Origin of the sequence: Streptomyces sp. NPDC085524 (genome assembly GCF_044541755.1) — a bacterium.
Classification (GTDB): Bacteria; Actinomycetota; Actinomycetes; order Streptomycetales; family Streptomycetaceae; genus Streptomyces.
In genome coordinates, this window is record NZ_JBITTH010000006.1 from 72996 (window position 1) to 94192 (window position 21197).

At 71.7% G+C, this 21197-nt stretch carries 18 protein-coding genes and 1 pseudogene; 4 read left to right on the forward strand and 15 right to left on the reverse strand.

Going from position 1 to position 21197, the window contains the following annotated elements:
• Nucleotides 1-191 precede the first annotated feature (191 nt).
• The 4 genes from hpt to dacB form a co-directional block, all read right to left on the reverse strand.
• On the reverse strand, nucleotides 192-752 hold the full coding sequence (gene hpt / locus ACIGFK_RS10805) for a hypoxanthine phosphoribosyltransferase (protein WP_243339812.1): 561 nt from the start codon (nucleotides 750-752) through the stop codon (nucleotides 192-194).
• Nucleotides 753-817: 65 nt separating this feature from the next.
• Complete coding sequence (tilS, locus tag ACIGFK_RS10810; protein ID WP_376656356.1) at nucleotides 818-1843, reverse strand: tRNA lysidine(34) synthetase TilS; 1026 nt, start codon at nucleotides 1841-1843, stop codon at nucleotides 818-820.
• Nucleotides 1844-2078: 235 nt separating this feature from the next.
• Nucleotides 2079-3221, reverse strand: a complete 1143-nt coding sequence (locus ACIGFK_RS10815; protein WP_376656355.1) for a zinc-dependent metalloprotease — start codon at nucleotides 3219-3221, stop codon at nucleotides 2079-2081.
• Between the two features lie 37 nt (nucleotides 3222-3258).
• Nucleotides 3259-4683 (reverse strand): D-alanyl-D-alanine carboxypeptidase/D-alanyl-D-alanine-endopeptidase, encoded by a 1425-nt coding sequence (dacB, locus tag ACIGFK_RS10820; protein ID WP_376656354.1) that lies wholly within the window; start codon nucleotides 4681-4683, stop codon nucleotides 3259-3261.
• A gap of 181 nt (nucleotides 4684-4864) precedes the next feature.
• Here dacB and ACIGFK_RS10825 point away from each other — a divergent pair, with 181 nt between their 5' ends.
• Both ACIGFK_RS10825 and ACIGFK_RS10830 read left to right on the forward strand, forming a co-directional pair.
• Nucleotides 4865-5359: an inorganic diphosphatase gene (locus tag ACIGFK_RS10825; RefSeq protein WP_243629059.1), complete on the forward strand. Its 495-nt coding sequence runs from the start codon at nucleotides 4865-4867 to the stop codon at nucleotides 5357-5359.
• Between the two features lie 200 nt (nucleotides 5360-5559).
• Complete coding sequence (locus ACIGFK_RS10830) at nucleotides 5560-7203, forward strand: threonine/serine exporter ThrE family protein (RefSeq protein ID WP_376656353.1); 1644 nt, start codon at nucleotides 5560-5562, stop codon at nucleotides 7201-7203.
• A gap of 139 nt (nucleotides 7204-7342) precedes the next feature.
• Here ACIGFK_RS10830 and ACIGFK_RS10835 read toward each other — a convergent pair whose 3' ends face one another.
• The 6 genes and pseudogenes from ACIGFK_RS10835 to ACIGFK_RS10860 all read right to left on the reverse strand — a co-directional run bounded on the left by ACIGFK_RS10835 (nucleotide 7343) and on the right by ACIGFK_RS10860 (nucleotide 14200).
• On the reverse strand, nucleotides 7343-8038 hold the full coding sequence (locus ACIGFK_RS10835) for a DedA family protein (RefSeq protein WP_376656352.1): 696 nt from the start codon (nucleotides 8036-8038) through the stop codon (nucleotides 7343-7345).
• A gap of 121 nt (nucleotides 8039-8159) precedes the next feature.
• Entirely contained in the window at nucleotides 8160-8918 is a 759-nt protein-coding gene (locus ACIGFK_RS10840) for a MerR family transcriptional regulator (protein WP_376656351.1), read from the reverse strand.
• Nucleotides 8919-9003: 85 nt separating this feature from the next.
• The gene (locus ACIGFK_RS10845; RefSeq protein WP_376656350.1) at nucleotides 9004-9516 is read right to left on the reverse strand and encodes a DinB family protein; all 513 of its coding nucleotides are present in this window, start codon (nucleotides 9514-9516) and stop codon (nucleotides 9004-9006) included.
• Nucleotides 9517-9634: 118 nt separating this feature from the next.
• Nucleotides 9635-11716, reverse strand: a pseudogene (mrdA, locus tag ACIGFK_RS10850) (penicillin-binding protein 2); the annotation flags it as partial.
• A 58-nt stretch (nucleotides 11717-11774) separates the two neighbouring features.
• Complete coding sequence (locus ACIGFK_RS10855) at nucleotides 11775-13232, reverse strand: aldehyde dehydrogenase family protein (protein ID WP_376656349.1); 1458 nt, start codon at nucleotides 13230-13232, stop codon at nucleotides 11775-11777.
• An 89-nt stretch (nucleotides 13233-13321) separates the two neighbouring features.
• Nucleotides 13322-14200: a helix-turn-helix domain-containing protein gene (locus ACIGFK_RS10860; RefSeq protein WP_376656348.1), complete on the reverse strand. Its 879-nt coding sequence runs from the start codon at nucleotides 14198-14200 to the stop codon at nucleotides 13322-13324.
• A gap of 351 nt (nucleotides 14201-14551) precedes the next feature.
• Between ACIGFK_RS10860 and ACIGFK_RS10865 the strand changes: the two genes are divergently transcribed.
• Nucleotides 14552-15040, forward strand: a complete 489-nt coding sequence (locus ACIGFK_RS10865) for an ATP-binding protein (protein ID WP_376656347.1) — start codon at nucleotides 14552-14554, stop codon at nucleotides 15038-15040.
• A gap of 144 nt (nucleotides 15041-15184) precedes the next feature.
• Here the strand turns inward: ACIGFK_RS10865 and ACIGFK_RS10870 are convergent, their stop codons facing one another.
• Nucleotides 15185-15430, reverse strand: a complete 246-nt coding sequence (locus tag ACIGFK_RS10870) for a DUF397 domain-containing protein (protein ID WP_376656346.1) — start codon at nucleotides 15428-15430, stop codon at nucleotides 15185-15187.
• Nucleotides 15431-15624: 194 nt separating this feature from the next.
• Nucleotides 15625-16800, reverse strand: a complete 1176-nt coding sequence (locus tag ACIGFK_RS10875) for a DUF2786 domain-containing protein (RefSeq protein ID WP_400051269.1) — start codon at nucleotides 16798-16800, stop codon at nucleotides 15625-15627.
• 236 nt (nucleotides 16801-17036) lie between these two features.
• On the opposite strand from ACIGFK_RS10875, the gene ACIGFK_RS10880 reads away from it, so the two are divergent.
• Nucleotides 17037-18707 (forward strand): bifunctional 3'-5' exonuclease/DNA polymerase, encoded by a 1671-nt coding sequence (locus tag ACIGFK_RS10880; RefSeq protein ID WP_386464406.1) that lies wholly within the window; start codon nucleotides 17037-17039, stop codon nucleotides 18705-18707.
• Nucleotide 18708: 1 nt separating this feature from the next.
• Here ACIGFK_RS10880 and ACIGFK_RS10885 read toward each other — a convergent pair whose 3' ends face one another.
• The 3 genes from ACIGFK_RS10885 to ACIGFK_RS10895 all read right to left on the reverse strand — a co-directional run bounded on the left by ACIGFK_RS10885 (nucleotide 18709) and on the right by ACIGFK_RS10895 (nucleotide 21177).
• On the reverse strand, nucleotides 18709-19983 hold the full coding sequence (locus ACIGFK_RS10885; protein WP_400051271.1) for a hypothetical protein: 1275 nt from the start codon (nucleotides 19981-19983) through the stop codon (nucleotides 18709-18711).
• A 110-nt stretch (nucleotides 19984-20093) separates the two neighbouring features.
• Nucleotides 20094-20609 carry a SigE family RNA polymerase sigma factor gene (locus ACIGFK_RS10890; protein ID WP_376656342.1) on the reverse strand — a complete coding sequence of 172 codons (516 nt, stop codon included), beginning with the start codon at nucleotides 20607-20609 and terminating at the stop codon, nucleotides 20094-20096.
• 55 nt (nucleotides 20610-20664) lie between these two features.
• Complete coding sequence (locus tag ACIGFK_RS10895) at nucleotides 20665-21177, reverse strand: GNAT family N-acetyltransferase (protein ID WP_376656341.1); 513 nt, start codon at nucleotides 21175-21177, stop codon at nucleotides 20665-20667.
• Nucleotides 21178-21197 lie beyond the last annotated feature (20 nt).

Consider the following 21197-nt stretch of genomic DNA (forward strand, 5'->3'; position numbering starts at 1 on the left):
GCACCCCGTCCCTCCTGCCCGTAGGTAAATGCTGCTTTGAGTAAAGACTGTTCTTCGGAATGTACCCCTGAATTGTCACCCGCGGCCTCGTAGGGCGGCTGACAGACCCGCTTTCCCTGCTCCAACGGCGGGAATCGCCCCCAGGTTCCCGTCTTCCGGGCCCCGGGGGCGTCGTACTCCGCGTGCGGCGGTCAGCCGCCGTAGACGTGCGGGGCGAGCGTGCCGACGAACGGCAGGTTGCGGTACTTCTCCGCGTAGTCGAGGCCGTAGCCCACGACGAACTCGTTCGGGATGTCGAAGCCGACCCACTTCACGTCGATCGCGACCTTGGCGGCGTCGGGCTTGCGCAGCAGGGTGACGACCTCCAGCGAGGCCGGCTGGCGGGAGCCCAGGTTCGACAGCAGCCAGGACAGCGTCAGACCGGAGTCGATGATGTCCTCGACGATCAGGACGTGCTTGTCCTTGATGTCGGTGTCCAGGTCCTTGAGGATCCGGACGACGCCCGAGGACTGGGTCCCGGCGCCGTACGAGGACACCGCCATCCAGTCCATGGTGAGCGGGGTGGACAAGGCGCGCGCCAGGTCCGCCATCACCATCACGGCGCCCTTGAGCACACCGACGATGAGCAGGTCCTTGCCCGCGTACTCCGCGTCGATCTTCGCGGCCAGCTCGGCCAGCTTCGCGTCGATCTCTTCCTTGGTGATGAGCACCGACTGGAGGTCGTTGCCCATGTCCTTCTCGTCCACCCGCATCACTTTCGTTGTCGGCCGGGGCTCCGGGGGTGTCCCCGGAGGACTCAGCCGTGCTTCAGCACCAATCAGCCCTGCCGGATGACAAGTCTGCCACCCTGGCGCTGGGCCTCGACCCGGCCGGGCAGGTTGATGGCGCCCTGACCACGCCATCCGGTGATGAGGCGGTCCACTTCCTCGATGTGCCGGGCGAAGAGGGAGCCCGCGGGGGAGCCGGCGGCGACGACCGCCCTGCGCAGCACCCGGCGGCGGACGGCCGGGGGCAGGGCGTACAGCTTGGCGCACTCCAGCCGGCCGTCCTCGTCCCGTACGCCGGTCTCGGCCTCTGCGGCCCAGGCGTCCAGGGCGTCGGCGTCGTCGCGGGAGAGCTGGGCGGTGCGGGCCAGCGCCTCGACGACGCCCTTGCCGAGCGCCTTCTCCAGCGCGGGCAGTCCCTCGTGGCGCAGGCGGGAGCGCGTGTAGGCGGGGTCGATGTTGTGCGGGTCGTCCCAGACGGCCAGGGACTGGACCATGCAGGCCTTGCGGGCGGTCTGGCGGTCGACCTGGAGGAAGGGGCGGCGGTAGCGGTGGCTGCGGCCGGGGCCGCCGGACACTTCCGCCATGCCGGACAGCGAGCGGATGCCGGAGCCGCGGGCGAGGCCGAGCAGGACGGTTTCGGCTTGATCGTCCCGGGTGTGGCCGAGCAGCACTGCGGCGGCTCCCAGCCGGTCGGCGGCCTCGTCCAGGGCGGCGTAGCGGGCGTCGCGGGCGGCAGCCTCGGGTCCGCCCTCGCGGCCGACGCGCACGGCGACGGACTCCACCGGGTCGAGGCGGAGTGCGGTCATGCGGGTGACGACCTCGGCGGCGCGCAGGTCGGAGCCGGGCTGGAGTCCGTGGTCGACGGTGATGCCGCCGGCCCGGATGCCGAGCTTGGGGGCCTCGAAGGCGAGGGCCGAGGCGAGTGCCATCGAGTCGGCGCCGCCGGAGCAGGCGACGAGGACGAGCGGCGGGGTGGTGCGGGGGTCGGCGGAGCGGTGGGAGAGGTCGGTGAGGACGTCGTGGAGTACGCGGCGGACCGCCAGGCGTATCGCCGCGACCGCAGGATGGGGACCCATGTCCGGTGCCCTTCGATGGAGTTCGGATGCCTCGGAGGCTTCGGGGAGTGTGGTGCGTTGGGGTGCTTGCCCGGCTGCCCCCGCAGGGCGGGGATGTCACTCAGAGTGCGTCGATGGTGACAGAACCGAGCCGTTCCCCGAGCATCGCACGCCCTTCCACGCCCCACGGTCCCTCGGACGGGTGATGCTGCTTCCCCCAGTGGGACATGTTTACGCCCCCTGAGTCACACCTGAGTCAGCTTTCTGCGCCCCCCTCGGTCCCCTTGCGGTGCACGCGGGCCACCCAGTCGGCAGGGCGGGCGATCTCCGCCTTGGTCGGGAGGGTGTTCGGGGAGGTCCACACGCGGTTGAAGCCGTCCATGCCGACCTGGTCGACGACGGCGCGCACGAACCGCTCGCCGTCGCGGTACTGGCGCAGCTTGGCGTCCAGGCCGAGGAGCTTGCGCAGCGCCGCGTCGAGGCGGCCCGCGCCGCTGGCCCTGCGCTGCTGGAACTTCTCTCGGATCTCGGCGACGGAGGGCACGACGTCGGGGCCGACCCCGTCCATGACGAAGTCGGCGTGGCCCTCCAGCAGGGACATGACGGCGGTGAGCCGGCCGAGGATCTCGCGCTGTTCGGGCGTCTGTACGAGCTCGACCAGGGAGCGGCCCTCGTCGCCGTTTTCGGCGTCGGGGCGGGCGCCGGCGAAGGACTGGGCGGCCTCGCGCACGCGCTCGAGGACGGTCGCCGGGTCGAGCTCGGTGGCGCCGAGGAACGACTGGATCTCGCCCTCGAGGTGGTCGCGCAGCCAGGGGACGGCCGTGAACTGCGTGCGGTGCGTCTCCTCGTGCAGGCAGACCCAGAGCCGGAAGTCGTGCGGGGCGACCTCCAGCTCGCGTTCGACGTGGACGATGTTGGGGGCGACGAGCAGCAGCCGGCCGCCGCCCGCGGAACCGGGCAGGTCGCGGGAGACCGGCGCGAAGGTCTCGTACTGGCCGAGGACCCGGGAGGCCAGGAAGCTGAGCAGCATCCCGAGCTCCACGCCGGTCACCTTGCCGCCGACGGCGCCGAGCACGGCTCCGCCTGGGGTTCCCGCGCGGCGGTCCTGCATCTTGCCGAGGAGCGGCTGGAGCAGTTCCCGGAAGCCGGCCACGTTGGCCTTGACCCAGCCGTTCCGGTCGACGACGAGGACGGGGGTGTCGGGGAAGGCCGCGCCTTCGGGGATCATGCGGGTGAACTCGCGTACGTGTCGTTCCGAGGTCCTGGCGTGCGCGCGCAGCTCCGCGACCACCGCCCGCGCCTCGTCCCTCCCGACCTCCGGGCCGGGCCTCACCAATCGGGTCGCGGTCGCCACCGCGAGGTTCCAGTCGACCATCTCGGCACCACTGATGCTCGTCATGCGTCAACGGTACGTGGACGAGCCCTCCGGCGGACCCCTACGGTGCGGCCGCGACTGCGGCGGCCAGCTTGTCGAGGGCCTTCTCGGCGCCCTCCGGGCCCGGGGTGTTCGCGGTGAGGAACGCGAAGGCGAGGAGCCGGCCGGAGCGGTCGACGACGGTGCCGGAGAGCGAGTTCACGCCGCTCAGGGTGCCCGTCTTGGCGCGGAGCAGGCCGGCCGCCGGGGAGCTGCCGGAGTTGCGGGCGCGCAGGGTCCCGGTGAATCCGGCGACGGGCAGTCCGGTGAGGACCGGCCGCAGCTCGGGGTGGTCGGGGCCCGCGGCCTTGGAGAGGAGCCCGGTCAGCAGGCCGGCGCTGACCTTGTCGGCGCGGTTGAGGCCGCTGCCGTCGGCGAAGCGGGAGCCGGAGACGTCCACGCCGAGGGAGGAGAGGCGTGCGGCGACGGCCTTCTCGGCGCCTTCGAAGCTGGCGGGCTGTCCGGAGGCGAGGGCGGTCTGGCGGGCGAGCGCCTCGGCGATGTCGTTGTCGCTGTTGGTCAGCATCCGCTCGACGAGGCCGGAGAGCGGGGTGGAGAGGGTGACGGCCAGCGGCTGCGCGCCGGCCGCGGGCTTGGCCCGGGCGGGGGCGCCGGTGACCTTGACGCCCCTCTCGGCCAGGAGGGCGGCGAAGGCGCGGGCGGTCTCCTTCGCCGGGTCCTCGACCCGCTCCACGGGCCCGGAGGTGGAGTCGTCGGGGCGGCCCTCGTCCGCGGCCAGGGAGGTCACGAGGGCGATGTTGGGGTTGTCGCCGATCGGGTGGCGGGCGGGGCCGGTGTAGAGGCTGTCGTCGTAGCCCAGGGTCACGGTGTAGGTGCCGGCGGCCTTGAGGGCCTGCGCGGTGTCGCCGGCGAGCTTGACGAGGTTGCCGCCGGGGCCGGGGTTCTTCGTCTTGGCGGTGAGGGAGGGGTCGCCGCCGCCGACGAGGACGATCTGTCCCGCGGCGTCGCCCGGGGCGACCGTGGTCCGGATCCGGTGCTCGGGCCCGAGGGCGGCCAGGGCCGCGGCGGCGGTGGCGATCTTGACGGTGGAGGCGGGGGTCATCGCGTCGCGCGACCCGGACTCGTAGAGCACCTGCCCCGTCGCGGTGTCGACGACGGAGGCGGTACGGACGGTGCCGAGCGCGGGGTCGGCGAGCAGCGGCCGCAGCGCGGAGGCGAGCCCGTCCGGGGCGGCGGCCTGCGCGCGGCCCGGGCCGACGCCCTGGAGCACCCCGGGAGCGCTGGGAGCGGCCTGCGGCAGGCCCCCGGGGCCGGAGCCGGAGCCGTGATCTGCGCCACCCGTACGGCTCCAGGAGGCGGCCCTGTCCCGCTCGGCCTTACGCTGGCCGGAGTCCCAGGGACCGGCGGAGGCCACGACGGCCGCCGAAAGGGCGAGGCCGGCGACGGCGGACCCCGCGATGAGCTGCCACGTCTTGACCAATGGCACCTCGGACCAGCCCCTTTCGCGATCACACATATGCGTGAGGGACACTTAACCACTGCGTCTTGCCGCGAGCATGGCACCCCACCCGCCAACCGGCAGGGCAGGGCCGGACGCGCACGTAGTTCAATCAAATGCCGTCTCGAAGCAAAGCAGTCTTCTGAGGCTGATCATGGAGGAGCAGGACGTGGAGTTCGACGTCACCATCGAGATCCCCAAGGGTTCGCGGAACAAGTACGAGGTGGACCACGAGACCGGCCGGATCCGTCTGGACCGTCGCCTCTTCACCTCGACCAGCTACCCGGCCGACTACGGCTTCGTCGAGAACACCCTCGGCGAGGACGGCGACCCGCTGGACGCGCTGGTCATCCTGGACGAGCCGACCTTCCCGGGCTGCCTGATCAAGTGCCGCGCCATCGGCATGTTCCGCATGACGGACGAGGCGGGCGGCGACGACAAGCTGCTCTGCGTGCCGGCCTCGGACCCGCGCGTCGAGCACCTGCGCGACATCCACCACGTGTCGGAGTTCGACCGCCTCGAGATCCAGCACTTCTTCGAGGTCTACAAGGACCTGGAGCCGGGCAAGTCGGTCGAGGGCGCGAACTGGGTCGGGCGCGCCGAGGCCGAGGCCGAGATCGAGGCCTCGTACAAGCGCCTCGAGGCCTCCGGCGGCCACCACTGACGCTGCGCTGAGCGCTGACTGACGGCGGGCGGCACCCCCACGGGGGCGCCGCCCGCCGTTGCGTTTCCGGGCCCGTCCCTGCGGGGCTGGTCGTGCCGGCCCGCGCTCACCGGCCCCGCCCCGGGAGGGTCCCGTCGCCGGGGGTGGAACGATTCCGCATACTGATACGGCAGGTGATCACGGAGCGGAGGGCACGGCGCGTGGCGGAAGCCGATGGGGCGGAGGACCGCAAGCCCCAGTCCGACGAGGCGCGGAGCGCCTTCACGCCGCCGCCCGGGATGGAGCCCGAGGTCCCCGAGGAGGAGCAGCCCACCTCCGAGTTCGCCCTCCCGCCCGGCACCGGGCCCGTGCCGCCCGAGCCCGAGGGGTCGGCCTTCCGGCCCCCCGCCACCTACAGCGCCGCGCACTCCCCGCCCGCCTACACCCCGGGGCAGGGGTTCCCCGTCGCGCGGATGAAGGAGTCCCCCTGGCAGGACCGCATGCGCACGATGCTGCGCATGCCGGTCGACGTGCGCCCCGTCCCCGAGCTCGTGCAGAAGCCCAGCGAGACCGGGCCCGCCGTGGGCCGCGTGCTCGACCTGACGCTGCGCATCGGGGAACTGCTGCTCTCGGGCGGCGAGGGCTCCGAGGACGTGGAGGCCGCGATGTTCGCGGTGGCCCGTTCCTACGGGCTGGACCGCTGCGAGCCCACCGTCACGTTCACCATGCTGTCGATCACCCACCAGCCCTCCCTGGTGGGCGACCCGGTGTCGGCGAACCGGACCGTGCGCCGCCGGGGCACCGACTACACCCGCCTGGCGGCCGTGTACCGGCTCGTGGACGACATCAGCGCCCACGAGTACGACATCACGCTGGAGGAGGCCTACCGGCGCCTCGCGGAGATCCGGCGCAACCGGCACCCGTACCCGACCTGGGTGCTCACCGCGGCCGCCGGAGTGCTCGCCGGGGCGGCCTCCGTCCTCGTGGGCGGCGGGGTCGTCGTCTTCTTCGCAGCCGCACTCGGCGCGGTCCTCGGCGACCGGCTCGCGTGGCTGTTCGCCGGGCGCGGGCTGCCGGAGTTCTACCAGTTCGTGGTGGCCGCGATGCCCCCGGCCGCCTTCGGCGTGGCGCTCAAGCTCGCCGAGATCGAGGACATCAAGGCCTCCGCGGTGATCACCGGCGGACTGTTCGCGCTGCTGCCCGGGCGGGCCCTGGTCGCGGCCGTGCAGGACGGGCTGACCGGCTACTACATCACCGCGTCCGCCCGGCTGCTGGAGGTCATGTACCTCTTCATCGGCATCATCATGGGCGTGCTGGTCGTGCTCTACCTGGGCCTGCAGCTCGGCGCCTCCCCCAAGCCGGAGGAGGTCCTGCAGATCACCCAGCGGCCGCTGATCCAGATCGCCGCCTCGATGGTTCTCGTGTTCACCTTCGCGATCCTGCTCCAGCAGGAGCGCTCCTCCGTGTGGATCGTGACGCTGAACGGCGGGGTGGCGTGGGTGACCTTCGGGGCCCTGCACTACGCCGGCGGCATCCCGCCCGTGCCGTCCACGGCCGTCGCGGCCGGGCTGGTCGGCCTCTTCGGGCAGCTCTTCTCCCGCTACCGCTTCGCGTCCGCCCTGCCGTACGTGACGGCCGCGATCGGCCCGCTGCTGCCCGGCTCGGCCACGTACTACGGGCTGCTGCTGATCGCCGAGGACCGGCTGAACGAGGGGCTGGGGTCGCTGGTGAACGCGGCGGCCATCGCGCTGGCCATCGCGATCGGCGTCAACCTGGGCTCGGAGACCTCGCGGCTCTTCATGCGCATCCCGGGCGCGGCGAGCGCGGCCAAGCGCCGTGCCGCCAAGCGCACGCGCGGCTACTGACGGGGTACGCCGTACGCCCCCGCAGGGGCCCGGGCGGCCCTGCGGGGGCGTACGTGGGGGCTGGTGAGGCCTGGCGCGTGGCCCAGGGATTCGGGGCTCCGCCCCGGACCCCGCGCCTCAGACGCCGGCGGGGCTGGTTTCAGCGCTTGGCGTGGCGGCCGCGCTGGGGGCCGGTCTCGTCGATCGGGTGGGGCCCCGCGGGAGCGGCCGCGGCGGCCGCCTTCTTCTCCTTGCGGGACTTCAGCACCTCGAAGATCACCGGGATGACGGAGATCAGGACGATGCCGATGAAGATCGGCTCGACGTTCTTCTTGATGACCTCGAACTGGCCGAGCTGGTAACCCAGGATCGTGACGCCCGCGCCCCACAGCACGCCGCCGATGACGTTGAACGTCAGGAAGGTGCGGTACTTCATCGCGGTCGCGCCCGCGACCATCGGCGCGAAGGTGCGGATGATCGGCACGAAGCGCGCGAGCACGATGGCCTTGGGGCCGTGCTTCTCCATGAACCCGTGCGCCGAGTCGAGGTTCTCGGGCTTGAAGAGCTTGGAGTTCGGCCGGTTGAAGATCTTCGGGCCGAAGAACTTGCCGATCAGGTAGCCGACCTGGTCGCCGATGATCGCCGCGGCCGAGATCAGGGTGCACACCAGCCACAGCGGCTGCGTGATGGTGCCGCTCGCGGTGAACAGGCCCGCCGTGAACAGCAGCGAGTCCCCCGGCAGGAACGCGAAGAGGCCCGACTCCGCGAAGACGATGACCAGCGTGCCGATCAGGCCGAACTGCCCGACCAGATACTCCGGGGAAATCCACTCAGGACCGAGCGCAAGCGTGTTCACGGGTTCCGGGCTCTCCTGGATCGGGGGGGTCTGCGGTGCCGCGGCGACATTGCGGCCGTCTCAGTATGAACGCACACCTCCCCCGCCCGGTTCCAGGTCCCGGGCGGGGGAGATGTGCGCGCTACGCCTTGCGGACCGCGTTCGCCGTGATCGAGTCCCGCAGGTGCTCGGCCAGGCCGGGCTTCATGGAGTCGTAGAACTCCTTGAACCGCTCGTCCGCCACGTACATCTCGCCGAGACCCGTGTGGATCTCGTACGTGCAGTCGTAGTACCAGGTCACGATGTGCTGCCGGTGCTCCTCGGCCATGTCCATGGCCGCCTCGCCGTCGGCGGGCTCACCGGCCTCCATCAGGGCCGCGTACCGGGCGCCCCAGTCGGCGACCTGGTCCTGGACCCGCTGCCAGTCCTCCTTGGTGTACGTGGCGACCCGCCGCTGCGACTCCGCGTAGGCCTCGGTGCCGCCCCAGCGGCGCTCCGCCTCCTCCGCGTACTGCTCCGGGTCCTTGTCCCCGAACACCTCGAACCGTTCCTCCGGCGTGAGGTTGATGCCCATCTTCTTCGCCTCCATGGCGTGCTCAACGGCCTTGGCCATCTGCTGGAGCCGGGCGATCCGGTCGGTCAGCAGGGCATGCTGCCGGCGCAGATGCTCCCGCGGATCCGATTCCGGGTCGTCCAGCAGGACCGCGACCTCGTCGAGGGGGAAGCCGAGCTCCCGGTAGAACAGGATCCGCTGCAGCCGGTCCAGGTCGGCGTCGTCGTACCGCCGGTGACCTGCGGGGCTGCGGCCGCTCGGGGAGAGCAGACCGATCTCGTCGTAGTGGTGCAGGGTGCGCACCGTGACTCCGGCGAATCCGGCGACCTGGCCCACGGAATAGCCCATCCTCCTCGCCCTCCTCCTGGTTGGGTACGCCCTTCACTGTGGGTCCTCACGCCACGTGAGGTGCAAGCCCTTCGTGGGAGGGGGCTCAGCCCATCGCCTTCGTGCCGTCCAGGGTCTCGCGGATGATGTCCGCGTGGCCCGCGTGCCGGGCGAACTCCCGGACCAGGTGCAGGAGCATCCAGCGCATCGACACCTTGGCGTCCTTCGGGAACCAGGGCGCCGGGGGCAGCGGGAAGGTGTCGTCCAGGCTGGGGACGGCGGCGATGAAGGCCTCGGTCTGCTCCTTCACCCCGTCCCAGAAGGCGAGGGCGGAGGCGAGGGTCTCGTCCCCGGCCAGCCGGAAGCCGTCGTGCCAGGCCTCCGGGGCGCGGCCGTGCTCGTTCGGCCGCTGCTGCGCCATGCGCAGCCAGTTGAGCTCGACCTCGGCGGCGTGCTTGACGAGGCCGGAGAGGGACAGCTCGCTGACGGTGGGGCGGCTCGCGGCCTGCTCCTCGGTCACGCCCTGGGCCGCCGTGCGGAGGGCTGCGCGCTGGTCCTCGACGAACAGGAGGAGCGTCCCGCGCTCGTCTCCGGCAATCTCCTGGGTGGGGTGCGCCATGCTGACCGCCTCTTCCGTGATCGTGGTTGCTGCTTGCTGTGTCCTGTCCTGCTGACAAGAACCACGCTACGGACCGATGCGGTCAGACTGTGTCCTAAATCGCCACCCGCCCTCAGTTGGCCGCGATCTCCCCGTCCGGGCGGATCACCGGCAGCGCGGTGGCGGGCTGCGGGAGCAGCGCCTTGGCCAGGTCCTGCTTGCCGGTCGGGTCGAGCCCGTACATCGCCTCGTAGATCTTGCGGACGGCAGGTCCCGAGGCACCCGAGCCGGTGCCGCCCTGGGAGATCGTCATGACGATCGCGTAGTCCGAGGTGTACGAGGCGAACCAGGAGGTGGTCTGCTTGCCCTGGACCTCGGCGGTGCCGGTCTTGGCGTGCATGGGGATCTGCTTCTGCGGCCAGCCGCCGAAGCGCCATGCGGCGCTGCCGTTGGTGGCCACGCCGGCCAGGGCCTGGTCGATGTCGTCGCGGGTCTCGGCGTCCATGGGCAGCTTGCCCCGCACCTTGGGTGCGATCTCCTGCACCGACTTGCCGTCGGCGCTGACGATCGCCTTGCCGATGCTGGGCTGGTGGAGCGTGCCGCCGTTGGCGATGGCCGAGTAGACGGAGGCCATCTGGATGGGCGTGACCAGGGTGTCGCCCTGGCCGATGGAGTAGTTGATCGCGTCGCCCTCGCGCATCTGGTTGCCCTGGCGGCAGTTCTCGTAGGCGATCTTCTCGGCGAAGGTGCCGTTCTTCTTGCCGTCCCGGCACCAGGCGTTCTTGTTCGCGTCGAAGAAGTCCTGCTTCCACTTGCGGTCGGGGATCCGGCCGGGGACCTCGTTGGGGAGGTCGATGCCGGTGCGCTGCCCCAGCCCGAACTCGTGGGCCGTCTTGAAGAACCAGTCGTTGGGGTTCTTCTTCGGGTTGATGCCGCCGTCCTTCTTCCACTCCTGGTCGGCGAGCAGGTAGTACACGGTGTCGCAGGAGACCTCCAGGGCCCGGCCGATGGTGATGTCGCCGTGTCCCTGGGACTCGAAGTTGGTGAAGGTCTGGCTGCCGACGGAGTACGAGCTGGGGCAGGGGTAGCGGCCGTTGAACGGGTAGCCGGCGTTGACCACGGCCGTCGAGGAGACCACCTTGAAGATGGAGCCGGGGGCCGCCTGGGCCTGGATGGCCCGGTTCAGCAGCGGGTGGTTGGAGTCCTTGTCGGTGAGCTTGGCGTAGTCCTTGGCGGAGATGCCGCCCACCCAGGCGTTCGGGTCGTAGGTCGGGTTGGAGGCCATCGCGACGACGCGGCCGGTCTTGGTCTCCATGACGACGACGGCGCCCGAGTCCGCCTCGTAGTTGCGTCCGGTGTTCTTGTCGTACGTCTTGCGGGCCTCGATCATCGCGTTGTTGAGCTCGCGCTCCGCGACCGCCTGCACGCGGGAGTCGATCGAGGTCACGACGTTCGAGCCGGGCTGCGCCGGGTCGCTCTGGCCCTGCCCGATGACCCGGCCGAGGTTGTCGACCTCGTAGCGGGTGACGCCCGCCTTGCCGCGCAGCTCCTTGTCGTACGTGCGCTCCAGGCCGGAGCGGCCGACCTGGTCGGAGCGCAGGTAGGGGGAGTCCGTGTTCTTCGCCTTGGCGATCTCCTCGTCGGTGACCGGGGAGAGGTAGCCGAGCACCTGGGAGGTGTTGGCCTCGTCCGGTGCCGCGTAGCGGCGCAGGGCGGTGGGCTCGGCGGTGATGCCGGGGAAGTCCTCGGGGTGCTCGCGGATCTGCAGGGCCTGCTCGGTGGTGGCCTCGTCGGTGACGGGGATCGGCTGGTACGGGGAGCCGTTCCAGCAGGGCTGCTTCGTCTTGGCGTCGCAGAGCCGGACCTTGTCGATGGTCTCCTGCGGGTCCGTGCCGAGGACCCCGGCGAGCCGGGTCAGGACTTCCCTGCCCTTGTCCTTCATGGTCAGCAGCTCGGTGCGGCTGGCGGAGACCACGAGGTGCGTCGCGTTGTCGGCGAGCGGGACCCCGCGCGAGTCGAGGATGGATCCGCGCACGGCAGGCTGGACCACGCGCTGGACGTGGTTGTTCTTCGCCTCGTCGGTGTACTCCTGGCCATTGCGTATCTGCAGGTACCAGAGACGTCCGCCCAGGGTGAGCAGCAGCGAGAAGACGACGATCTGGATGACGACGAGCCGGTTCTGGACCCGAGGGGTCCGGCCGGTCTCCGGTATGTTGCTCAACTCGATCTCCCCCGGGCGGCACCGCGTACGCCCGGTCGAGTCTAGGGGCAGTCGGAGGTCAGAACGGGAACCGGCTGCGGCCGTGCTGTACCGAGATCCACTTCTGGGTGGTGAAGGCCTCCACGGTCGCCTCGCCGTTCAGCCGGCCCAGCCCGGAGGCCTTCTCGCCGCCGAAGGCCGCGAGGGGCTCGTCGCCGATGGTGGAGTCGTTGACGTGGATCATCCCGGTCTCGATCCGCTGCGCGAAGCGCACGCCGCGTTCCACGTCCCGGGTGTGCACGGCGCCGCTCAGCCCGTACGGGGTCGCGTTGGTCATCCGTACGGCCTCGTCCTCGCCGTCGAAGACCACGAGGAGGGCGACGGGGCCGAAGATCTCCTGGCCCAGCAGCGGGGAGTCCTCGGGGAGGCCGGCCAGCACGGTGGGTTCGACCAGGTTGCCGCGCGTAGCGCCGCGTACGAGGGCCTGGGCGCCGGCCTCGACCGCCCGGTCCACGAGGGCGGTCAGGGCGTCCGCCTGGAAGGAGTTGATCAGCGGGCCGATCTGGGTGTCGGGCTCGTGCGGGTCGCCCGTCTTCAGGGAGCGGACGCGGGCGGTGAACTTCTCGGTGAACTCCTCCGCGACGGCCGCGTCGACGAGGATCCGGTTGGCGGCCATGCAGACCTGGCCCTGGTAGACGAAGCGGCTGAAGACGGCCGCGTCCACCGCGTAGTCGAGGTCGGCGTCGTCGAGGACGACGAGTGCGCTGTTGCCGCTGAGTTCCAGGACCGTCCGCTTGAAGTGGCGGGCGGCGACGGCCCCGACGTGCCGGCCGACCCGGTCGGACCCCGCGAAGGAGATCACCTTGGGGACGGGGTGCGTCAGGAGCGCGTCGCCTATCTCGGCTATGTCGGTGACCAGGACGTTGAGCAGGCCGGCCGGGAGCCCGGCCTCCTCGAAGATCTTGGCGATGACCCCGCCGCCGACGACGGGTGCGTTCTGGTTCGGCTTGATGACGACCGCGTTGCCCAGGGCCAGGGCCGGGGCGACCGACTTCAGGGTGACCAGGAACGGGAAGTTGAAGGGGCTGATCACGGTGACGACGCCGACGGGGAGGCGCTGGACCCGGTTCTCCTTGCCCTCGACGGGCGAGGCCAGGATCCGGCCCTCGGGGCGGACGGCGAGCTGGACCGACTCGCGGATGAACTCCTTGGCGAGGTACACCTCGTACTCGGCCTTGGGACGGGTCCCGCCGAGCTCGTCGATCATCGCCTCGACGATCTCCTTCTCGCGCTCCTCGGTGATCCGCAGGGCGCGTTCCAGGATCTCGCGTCTGGTGTACGGGCTGGTGGCGGCCCACTCGCGCTGGGCGCGTTCGGCGCCGCGGTAGGCCTGGTCCACCTGCTCGACGGTGGCCACCGTGATGGCCGCGAGCTTCTCGCCGTTGTAGGGGTTGACGTCGATGATGTCCCAGGAACCGTTGCCGGCCAGCCATTCGCCGTCGATGTACTGGTGAGCGAGTTCGCTGAATATGGACATGCCATCCCTTACTGCGAGCGCGCACCCGTGCGCTGCACCGGAGACCGATCGGTCATCATGCACTGATCAGACGTCATACTACGTGCGAATCAAGACAGTTGGAGCAGGCCGCGGAGAAGATCGCGGGTCTGGTCCGGGTCGGGGCAGTCCTCCTGCAGCCGCGCCATCGCCCGCTCGTACTGGCCCACTTCCTCCTCTTTGTCGAGGTAGAGGGCACTGGTGAGCTGTTCCAGATAGACGATGTCCTGGAGGTCGGACTCGGGGAAGCGCAGCAGGGTGAAGGCCCCGCTCTCGCCCGCGTGGCCGCCGAAGGAGAAGGGCATCACCTGGAGCTGGACGTTGGGCCGCTGGGAGACCTCGATGAGGTGCTCCAGCTGCCCGCGCATGACGTTGCGGTCGCCGTACGGGCGGCGCAGCGCGGCCTCGTCGAGTACGGCGTGGAAGACCGGCGCGCTCTCGGACACGAGGACCTTCTGCCGCTCCAGGCGCAGGGCGACGCGGCGGTCGATCTCGGCGGCGGTGGCGCCGGGCATGCCCCGGCTGACGACGGCGTGCGCGTAGGCCTCGGTCTGCAGGAGGCCGTGCACGAACTGGACTTCGTAGATCCTGATGAGCGACGCCGCGCCCTCCAGGCCGATGTACGTCTGGAACCACCCGGGCAGCACGTCGCCGTAACTGTGCCACCAGCCGGTCGCGTTGGCCTCGCGGACCAGCCCCAGCAGGGATTCGCGTTCCGTGGTGTCCATGACTCCGTAGAGCGTGAGGAGGTCCTCCACGTCTCTGGCCTTGAAGCTCACCCTTCCCAACTCCAAGCGGCTGATCTTCGATTCGGATGCGCGGATCGAGTAGCCGGCCGCCTCGCGGGTGATGCCGCGGGATTCACGGAGTCGCCTGAGCTGGGAGCCCAGGAGGATGCGGCGCACCACGGAACCGCTGGCTTCTGCGGTCACTAGTACTGCCCTCCCCATCGCAATTGGCATGCGTGCGCGTCGAGGGGCCCCCGCACCCCAGAGGCCGCAGTCTGCCACCAAAACGCATCGGCCCGTACTCGTTCTGTAACGGAATCCCGCCGCCCGGAAAAGAAGTCCGTAAGTATGCGTAGGAAGAAATGAGCAAGAACCGTCACGGGAGTGGACAGGTCCGGCGCGTGCACGTGCATCTGCCCTTGCATCCGGCTCTCCCATTCGGAACGATGGTCCCCGCGCACCTGCGTGCTCTTCGCGCCGGCGCCGGACCCACCCCGCAGTTCTCTTTGGACGAAGCCGCCGCTTCGCCCGCGAATCCCGGGAGTGCCTCGCATGGGGACGAATGGATCGACCATGCTCGAGCCGTTACGGCAGGGGCTTCCCCCGGTCGACCCCACGGCTGTCTCCGGGTCCGCGTCATGTGCCCTGCCCGCCCGCTTCGACGCGGTGCGCGGGGCACGTTCGTTCACTCGCTCGACCCTGGCCCAGTGGGGCCTGGACGAGCGCTTCGACGACGTGGCCCTCGTCGTCTCCGAACTCGTCACCAACGCGCTGCGCCATGCGCTGCCGGAGGAATCGCGGGGGCCGGACGCCGAGCCGGAGCCGTCGGTGCGGCTGCACCTGATGCGGTGGAGCACCCGACTGGTGTGCGCCGTGCGCGACCCCAGCGAGGACCGGCCCGGCGGGGCCTTCTCGCCGGAGCGGGCCGAGGAGAACTGCGACCTGGAGTCCGGGCGGGGGCTGTTCCTCGTGGACGCCTACAGCGACAGCTGGGGCTGGCACCCGCTCGCGGGACGGCTGACCGGCAAGGTGGTCTGGGCGCTGTTCCTGCTCCACGACTGAGCCGGGCGCGCGGGGCGCAGGGTTCCGCACACGAGGTTCCGCACACGTCATCTGGCCGGGAATGATCATTGCGATCAGTCCCGGCCAGTGCACGTGCATGGCTTGATGACGGCTCTGTGAGCGCTCTGTTCCTCGCCTGCCCTGTCAGCTGATCAGGTGGTCGAACTCGCCGTCCTTGACGCCCAGGAGCAGGGCCTCTATCTCGGCCGGCGTGTAGACGAGCGCCGGACCGTCCGGAAAGCGCGAATTGCGGACGGCGACGTCGCCGCCCGGCAGCTTCGCGAACTCCACGCAGGAACCCTGCGAGTTGCTGTGTCTGCTCTTCTGCCAGGTCAGCCCGAACGTGGTGGCGAGTTCTGCAGCTGCCGTCCCGTTGTACGCGTGGTCCACAGGAAGCCCCCGATAGTGCAGATGTCAACTGCACCGGATCATAGCTGTGTTCATAAGCGCATGCATGGGCAGATGCACGTGCACGCGCAGGGTTATGCCTTGATCACAGACACGACATCCCTACGGGCGCAGGGCCCGGCGTTCGAGACGCGGGGGTTCGGGAGCGGGGCCCCCGCAGCGGCGCCGCACACGGCCTACCGCGGCAGCGGCTTGCGGCGGCCGCCCACGTGCGCGGCGTCCGCGGCGGCCGTGCCGTCCTCCCAGCCCGCGTGGTCGGTGGCCCCCCGCAGCCGGGTCGTGGTGGTCTTCGGGAACATCTCGTCCGCCCGGGAGGTGACCGCCACGTCGCGGGCCACCAGGGCCGGCAGGTTGTCCGGGGCCCCGCTCACCGCGTGCTCGGCGGTTTCGGCGAGCCGCCGACCGAGGCGGCTGGCGTAGGCGAGCAGGAAGGACTGCCGGAAGGTCTTGGTCCGCTTGCGTCCCCCGGCCCGCTGCGCGGCCTCCGCGCGGGTCATCGCCGCCATCCCCTGCACGAGCAGCGAGGTGTACAGCAGCTCCACCGCCTCCAGGTCGCTCTCGAAGCCGACCACCGTGGAGAACTCGAAGGCGCTGTTCCACACCGCCCGGCAGCGGTTGGCCGTGGCCACCGCGTCGAGCAGCACCGCCTTGGCCTCCTCGTACGGCGGCTCGACCCCGATCCGGCAGGCCCCCGGGACCTGCGCCGGGCGGCCTCCGCGTGCGGCGAGCAGCGCCTCGTCCACGGTGTGCCGGGCCATCAGCTCCTGGGCCTTGGCGCTGAGCGCCTCCGCCTCCTCGGGGAAGGTGGTCGCCTCGGCCTTGGCGAGCAGGGCGCGGATGCGGCCGAGCATGCGGGGCTCGATGTGCGCGTGCTCGTGCTCGTCCAGCGGGTCGCCCGGAAGCGGGCCCACCGGTTCGATGGAGGGCAGCCGGATCAGCAGCCGGAACACCTCCAGCAGCGCGGTCGCCAGGGTGAACCGGTCCGTCCGTTCGCGCTGCGCGAGCCCGTCGGCGTACTCCTGGTCCCCCGCCCACCACACCTCGGCCCCGGTCCAGCGCTCGGGGAGCCGGGTGTAGCGGCGTGCCTCGCCGGCGATCAGGTCGCCGGTGATGCGTATGTGCCGCTCGTCGAGGTCCCGCCGCACCAGCCGCAGCAGGTCGGCGGGCTGCCACCCCCGCTCCCAGGCCTGCCGTACGTACGCCTCCCCGCGCGCGAGCAGCTCCTGCCCGACGCCGGGCCAGGCGGCCGGGTCCGCCGCCAGGACGGAGGCGCCGGTGTCCAGCCCGGCGTCGTCCTGGGCGTACAGGGCTGCGGCGAAGGCACGGTCGACGGTCTTGGCGAGGTCAGTCACACCCCCAGCTTGGCATGCCGTGCTTTCGCCGCGGCGGGGGTCACCGGCCCGTCCGGGGTGGTGGCCGCTGCGCGGGGCCGGTCCCCTACCCGCCCTTCCACCGTTCCCGCCTCGATCGCCGGCGCGGCTCACTGCACGGCCCGCGCGGGGTCCGGGGCAGCGCCCCGGCAGCGGCGCCGCACCCGGCACGCCCCGGCTACGCCGCGCTGTCAGACCCCGGTGGGACACTCGCACCTGTGAGCGAGAACGCCGGGCGTTGGGCCCTGGCCGAGGACGGAGACGGTGCGTGGCACGCCGCACCCACGGACCCCGCCGCCGGGGGGCGGATCACCGTGCGGCACCCCGCCGAAGCCATCCGCACCGCACCCCCCGGCACCCGCTGGATCTGGCAGTCCACCGCCGCCGTCTACCCCCGCCTGCTCGCGGCCGGCGCCCGCGTGGACCGCTGCTACGACGTCGAGGACGCCGAGCTGCTCCTCCTCGGCCACGAGGGCCGCTTCGGCGAGCCCCGCTCGGCCGCCGCCGCCTGGGCCCGGCTCACCGGCGCCCCCGTGCCCCCGGACCCACCGCAGCGCGCCGCCGAGCCCGGCACCCAGGACTCCCTCTTCGACGCCCGCCCGGCCCCCGTCCCCCTGGACGCCCTGCTCGCCGTCCACGCCGACCAGGCAAAGCGGCTCGACGCCACCGCCCACCCCGACCGCATGCGGCTGCTGACCGCCTCCGAGTCGGCGGCCTTCCTCGTGGCCGCCGAGATGCACCGCGCGGGCCTGCCCTGGCGGGCCGACGTGCACCGGGCCCTGCTGACGGAGCTGCTCGGCGAGCGCTACGCCGGGGGCGGTGAGCCCCGCCGCCTGGCGGAGCTGGCCGACCGGATCTCCGCCGCGTTCGGCCGCCGGGTGCGCCCCGAGCTGCCGGCCGACGTCGTCAAGGCCTTCGCCGAGGCCGGCATCAAGCTGAAGTCGACCCGCCGCTGGGAGATCCAGGAGCTCGACCACCCCGCGGTCGAGCCCCTCCTCGCGTACAAGAAGCTGTACCGGATCTACACCGCCCACGGCTGGAGCTGGCTCGCGGACTGGGTCCACGAGGGCCGGTTCCGCCCGGAGTTCATCCCCGGCGGCACCCTCACCGGCCGCTGGGTCACCAACGGCGGCGGGGCCCTGCAGATCCCCAAGGTGATCCGCCGGGCCGTCGTCGCCGACCCCGGCTGGCGGCTCGTCGTCGCCGACGCCGACCAGATGGAGCCGCGCGTCCTCGCCGCGATCTCCCGCGACCCCGCCTTCATGGAGGTGGCCGGGCGGCCGGAGGACCTGTACACCGCCGTCTCCCGCCAGGGCTTCTCCGGCGACCGCGACAAGGCCAAGATCGCCGTACTGGGCGCGGTCTACGGCCAGACCTCCGGCGACGGCCTCAAGAACCTCGCCGCCCTGCGCCGCCGGTTCCCGCGCGCGGTGGCGTACGTCGACGAGGCGGCGAAGGCCGGGGAGGAGGGCCGGCTCGTACGGACGTGGCTGGGCCGCACCTGCCCGCCGCCGGCCGGGGCCCCCGACGAGGAGGGGGAGGCGGGCATCCCGCAGGACCAGGAGGAGCGCTGGACCCCGAGCTACGCCTCGACGAACACCCGGGCCCGCGGCCGCTTCACCCGCAACTTCGTCGTGCAGGGGAGCGCCGCCGACTGGGCCCTGCTGCTGCTCGCCGCCCTGCGCCAGGCCCTCGCCGGGATGCGGGCCGAGCTGGTGTTCTTCCAGCACGACGAGGTGATCGTGCACTGCCCGGCCGAGGAGGCCGAGGCCGTCGCCGAGGCCATCCGGCGCGCCGGTGACCGGGCCGGGCGGATCGCCTTCGGCGACACCCCGGTCCGGTTCCCGTTCACCACGGCGGTCGTGGAGTGCTACGCCGACGCGAAGTGAGCTACTGCTGCGGGGCGGTCCACATCGGGCTCAGTGCGAGCTCCTTCAGCTGGTCCATGGTCAGCAACGGGGTCTTGCGGGTGGCGGGCTTGTCCTGGTTGCCGGTGTTGAAGCCGGAGACCACCACCCGGAAGCCGTCCGGACGCAGCGTGTCCACGCTCCACCAGACCACTCCGGCACCGCCCTTCTCGCCCGGCTTCTCCTCCACCTTCACCTTGGTGCCGTCCGGCAGCGTCGTCACGTCCGCGCCGCTCATGTGACCGGCCAGCAGACCGCCCATGTTCGCCTGGGCGTTGACCTGGACCAGCGAGTTGCCCTTGCCGTCCGTGAGGACGGCGTACGCGTATTCGCCTTCGCCGCCCTTGGAGACGACCGAGATCCCGTACTGCCGGATCAGGGACAACAGGACGGTTCCGGCGTCCGGCCGGCCGGTGGCGGGCGGGGCCTGGGGCGCCGGCTCCGGCTCGGCGGCCGGCAGGTCGTTCAGCGCCGGATGCCACTTGTCCGAGGTGACCAGGGCCTTCAACCGGTCCGGATCCAGCGGAGGCTTGGGACGGGAGACGGCCGCCCCCTTCTCGGCCGGGGCGTTCCACTCCGAGGCCTCCACCTGGAAGCCCTGCGGGGTCACGAGCACGGCCCTCCAGAGCTTGGTGTCCACGCGGCGGTCCGGGTACTCGTAGCCCTGTTCGACCAGTAGCCGGGAGCCGTCCGCCAGCTGCTCGGCCTCGCAGTCGTCGTAGCTCCGGAGGTTCTTGTCCCCGCAGTCGGTCAGCTGACGGGCGTTGCTGCCGTGCGGGTCCACCCGGGAAAGGCCCACGGCGACGGCCGCCTTGCCGGCGCCGTCGTCGTACACGCCCTGTACGTACGGGGCGTCCTCCGTACCGCGGGCCGTGGTCCCGGTCAGCTTCCCGCCCGGCAGCAGCCCCCTGAACACCTCGACCAGCTGTTCGGCGGTGACCGCGCCGCTGCCGCCGACGGGCTTCCGGTCCCAGGCGCCGCCCTGACCGGACTGGCCGGCGGCCCGCGTCGGCGGCGCCGCGACGTCCACCCGGTCCGCGCCGCCCGAGCCGCCTGCGCCCAGCAGGCCGCCGGCATACGCGCCGGCCGTGCCGATCAGGGCCAGGGACAGGACCGATCCGCCGATCACGCCGGCCCGGCGGCGGGCGACGAGCCGCCGTCCCCGCCGCTCACCGGCATCCACGAGGGCGTGCCGGTCGGTCGTGAAACCGTCCCCCGCACGCCGGAGGGCTTCGCCGAGGTCGTCTTCAAAGGGCATGTGGAACCAAACCTTCCGTTTTCAGGGGGTGTGAAGGGGCCGAAACCGGCCCGGCCGCCCGACGGGGCCCGCGAACGGGCGCCCTGCCGGACCGTTTCCGTCTGCGCTTCTCAGAGACCTGCCAACTCGCTGATGCTCCCGCCCAGTTGCTCCCTGAGCCGGCCGAGCGCCCGCGAGGTCCGGGTACGGACCGCCGCCGAGCTGGTGTTCATCGCGTCGGCGGTCTCCTCGACACTGCGGTCCTCCCAGTAGCGCAGCACGAGCACCGCCCGGTCCTTGGGCGCGAGCCGCCCCAGCGCCTGCAGCAGCGTCAGCCGCAGCGCCGGATCGCCGGAACCGGCGGCGGCCGCACCCGAGTCGGGGAACTCCCCGACCGGGCGCTCCCCCGCCGACCGGCGGCGCTGGTGCGTCAGGAAGGCCCGTACGAGCACCGTCTGCGCGTACGCCGCCGGATTGTCGATACGGGAGATGCGCCCCCAGAGCAGGTACATCCGGCCCAGGGTCTCCTGTACGAGGTCCTCCGCGAGATGGGTGTCCCCGCTGGCCAGCAGGCAGGCCGACCGGTACAGGTGCCCCGACCGGCCTTCCGCGAACTCACGGAACCCGTCTCTGCGCCCCTGCCGCATCTACTCCCCCTCGCGTCGTCCCACCCCATTGACGCGACGACTGCGGCGTTGTGTTTCACCCGAGTTCGTGGAAGTAGACGTGGAACTCCTCGCGCACGAAGCCCTCCGCCTCGTACAGCCCCTGCGCGACCGTGTTGTCGTACGCGGTCTCCAGCTGCACCCCGGCCACCCCGGCCTCCCGGGCCCGGCGCAGCACCTCGCGCAGCAGCGCCCGGCCGGCTCCGGTGCGGCGGCCCTCCGGGGCCACGTACAGGTCGTTGAGGACCCAGGCGGTGCCCATGGTGAGCGACGAGAAGGCCCGGTAGACCTGCGCGAAGCCGACGGTGCCGACGCCCGGCGCGTCGGCGAGCAGGATCAGCGACTCGTCCTTCGCGATCCGCTCGGCGAGGAAGGCGCGGGGCCGGTCCGGATCCGTCACCTCCACCTCGTAGAAGTCGAGGTACCCGCGGAACAGCCGGGCCGCCGCCTCGATGTCCGCCTCACCCGCGACGCGCAGTGCGATCCCCCGTTCCTGCGCGTGCTCCGCATCCTGCACCTGCCGCGTGCCCTGCTCGCCGTGAACGCCCACACCCGTCTCCTTCGTCCGTC

Coding starts and splice junctions, on each gene's coding strand:
- hpt (WP_243339812.1), bottom strand. CDS start 752: ATGCGGGTGGACGAGAAGGACATGGGCAACGACCTCCAGTCGGTGCTC.
- tilS (WP_376656356.1), bottom strand. CDS start 1,843: ATGGGTCCCCATCCTGCGGTCGCGGCGATACGCCTGGCGGTCCGCCGC.
- ACIGFK_RS10815 (WP_376656355.1), bottom strand. CDS start 3,221: ATGACGAGCATCAGTGGTGCCGAGATGGTCGACTGGAACCTCGCGGTG.
- ACIGFK_RS10840 (WP_376656351.1), bottom strand. CDS start 8,918: ATGGGCTATTCCGTGGGCCAGGTCGCCGGATTCGCCGGAGTCACGGTG.
- ACIGFK_RS10845 (WP_376656350.1), bottom strand. CDS start 9,516: ATGGCGCACCCCACCCAGGAGATTGCCGGAGACGAGCGCGGGACGCTC.
- ACIGFK_RS10855 (WP_376656349.1), bottom strand. CDS start 13,232: ATGTCCATATTCAGCGAACTCGCTCACCAGTACATCGACGGCGAATGG.
- ACIGFK_RS10860 (WP_376656348.1), bottom strand. CDS start 14,200: ATGGGGAGGGCAGTACTAGTGACCGCAGAAGCCAGCGGTTCCGTGGTG.
- ACIGFK_RS10865 (WP_376656347.1), top strand. CDS start 14,552: ATGCTCGAGCCGTTACGGCAGGGGCTTCCCCCGGTCGACCCCACGGCT.
- ACIGFK_RS10885 (WP_400051271.1), bottom strand. CDS start 19,983: ATGCCCTTTGAAGACGACCTCGGCGAAGCCCTCCGGCGTGCGGGGGAC.
- ACIGFK_RS10890 (WP_376656342.1), bottom strand. CDS start 20,609: ATGCGGCAGGGGCGCAGAGACGGGTTCCGTGAGTTCGCGGAAGGCCGG.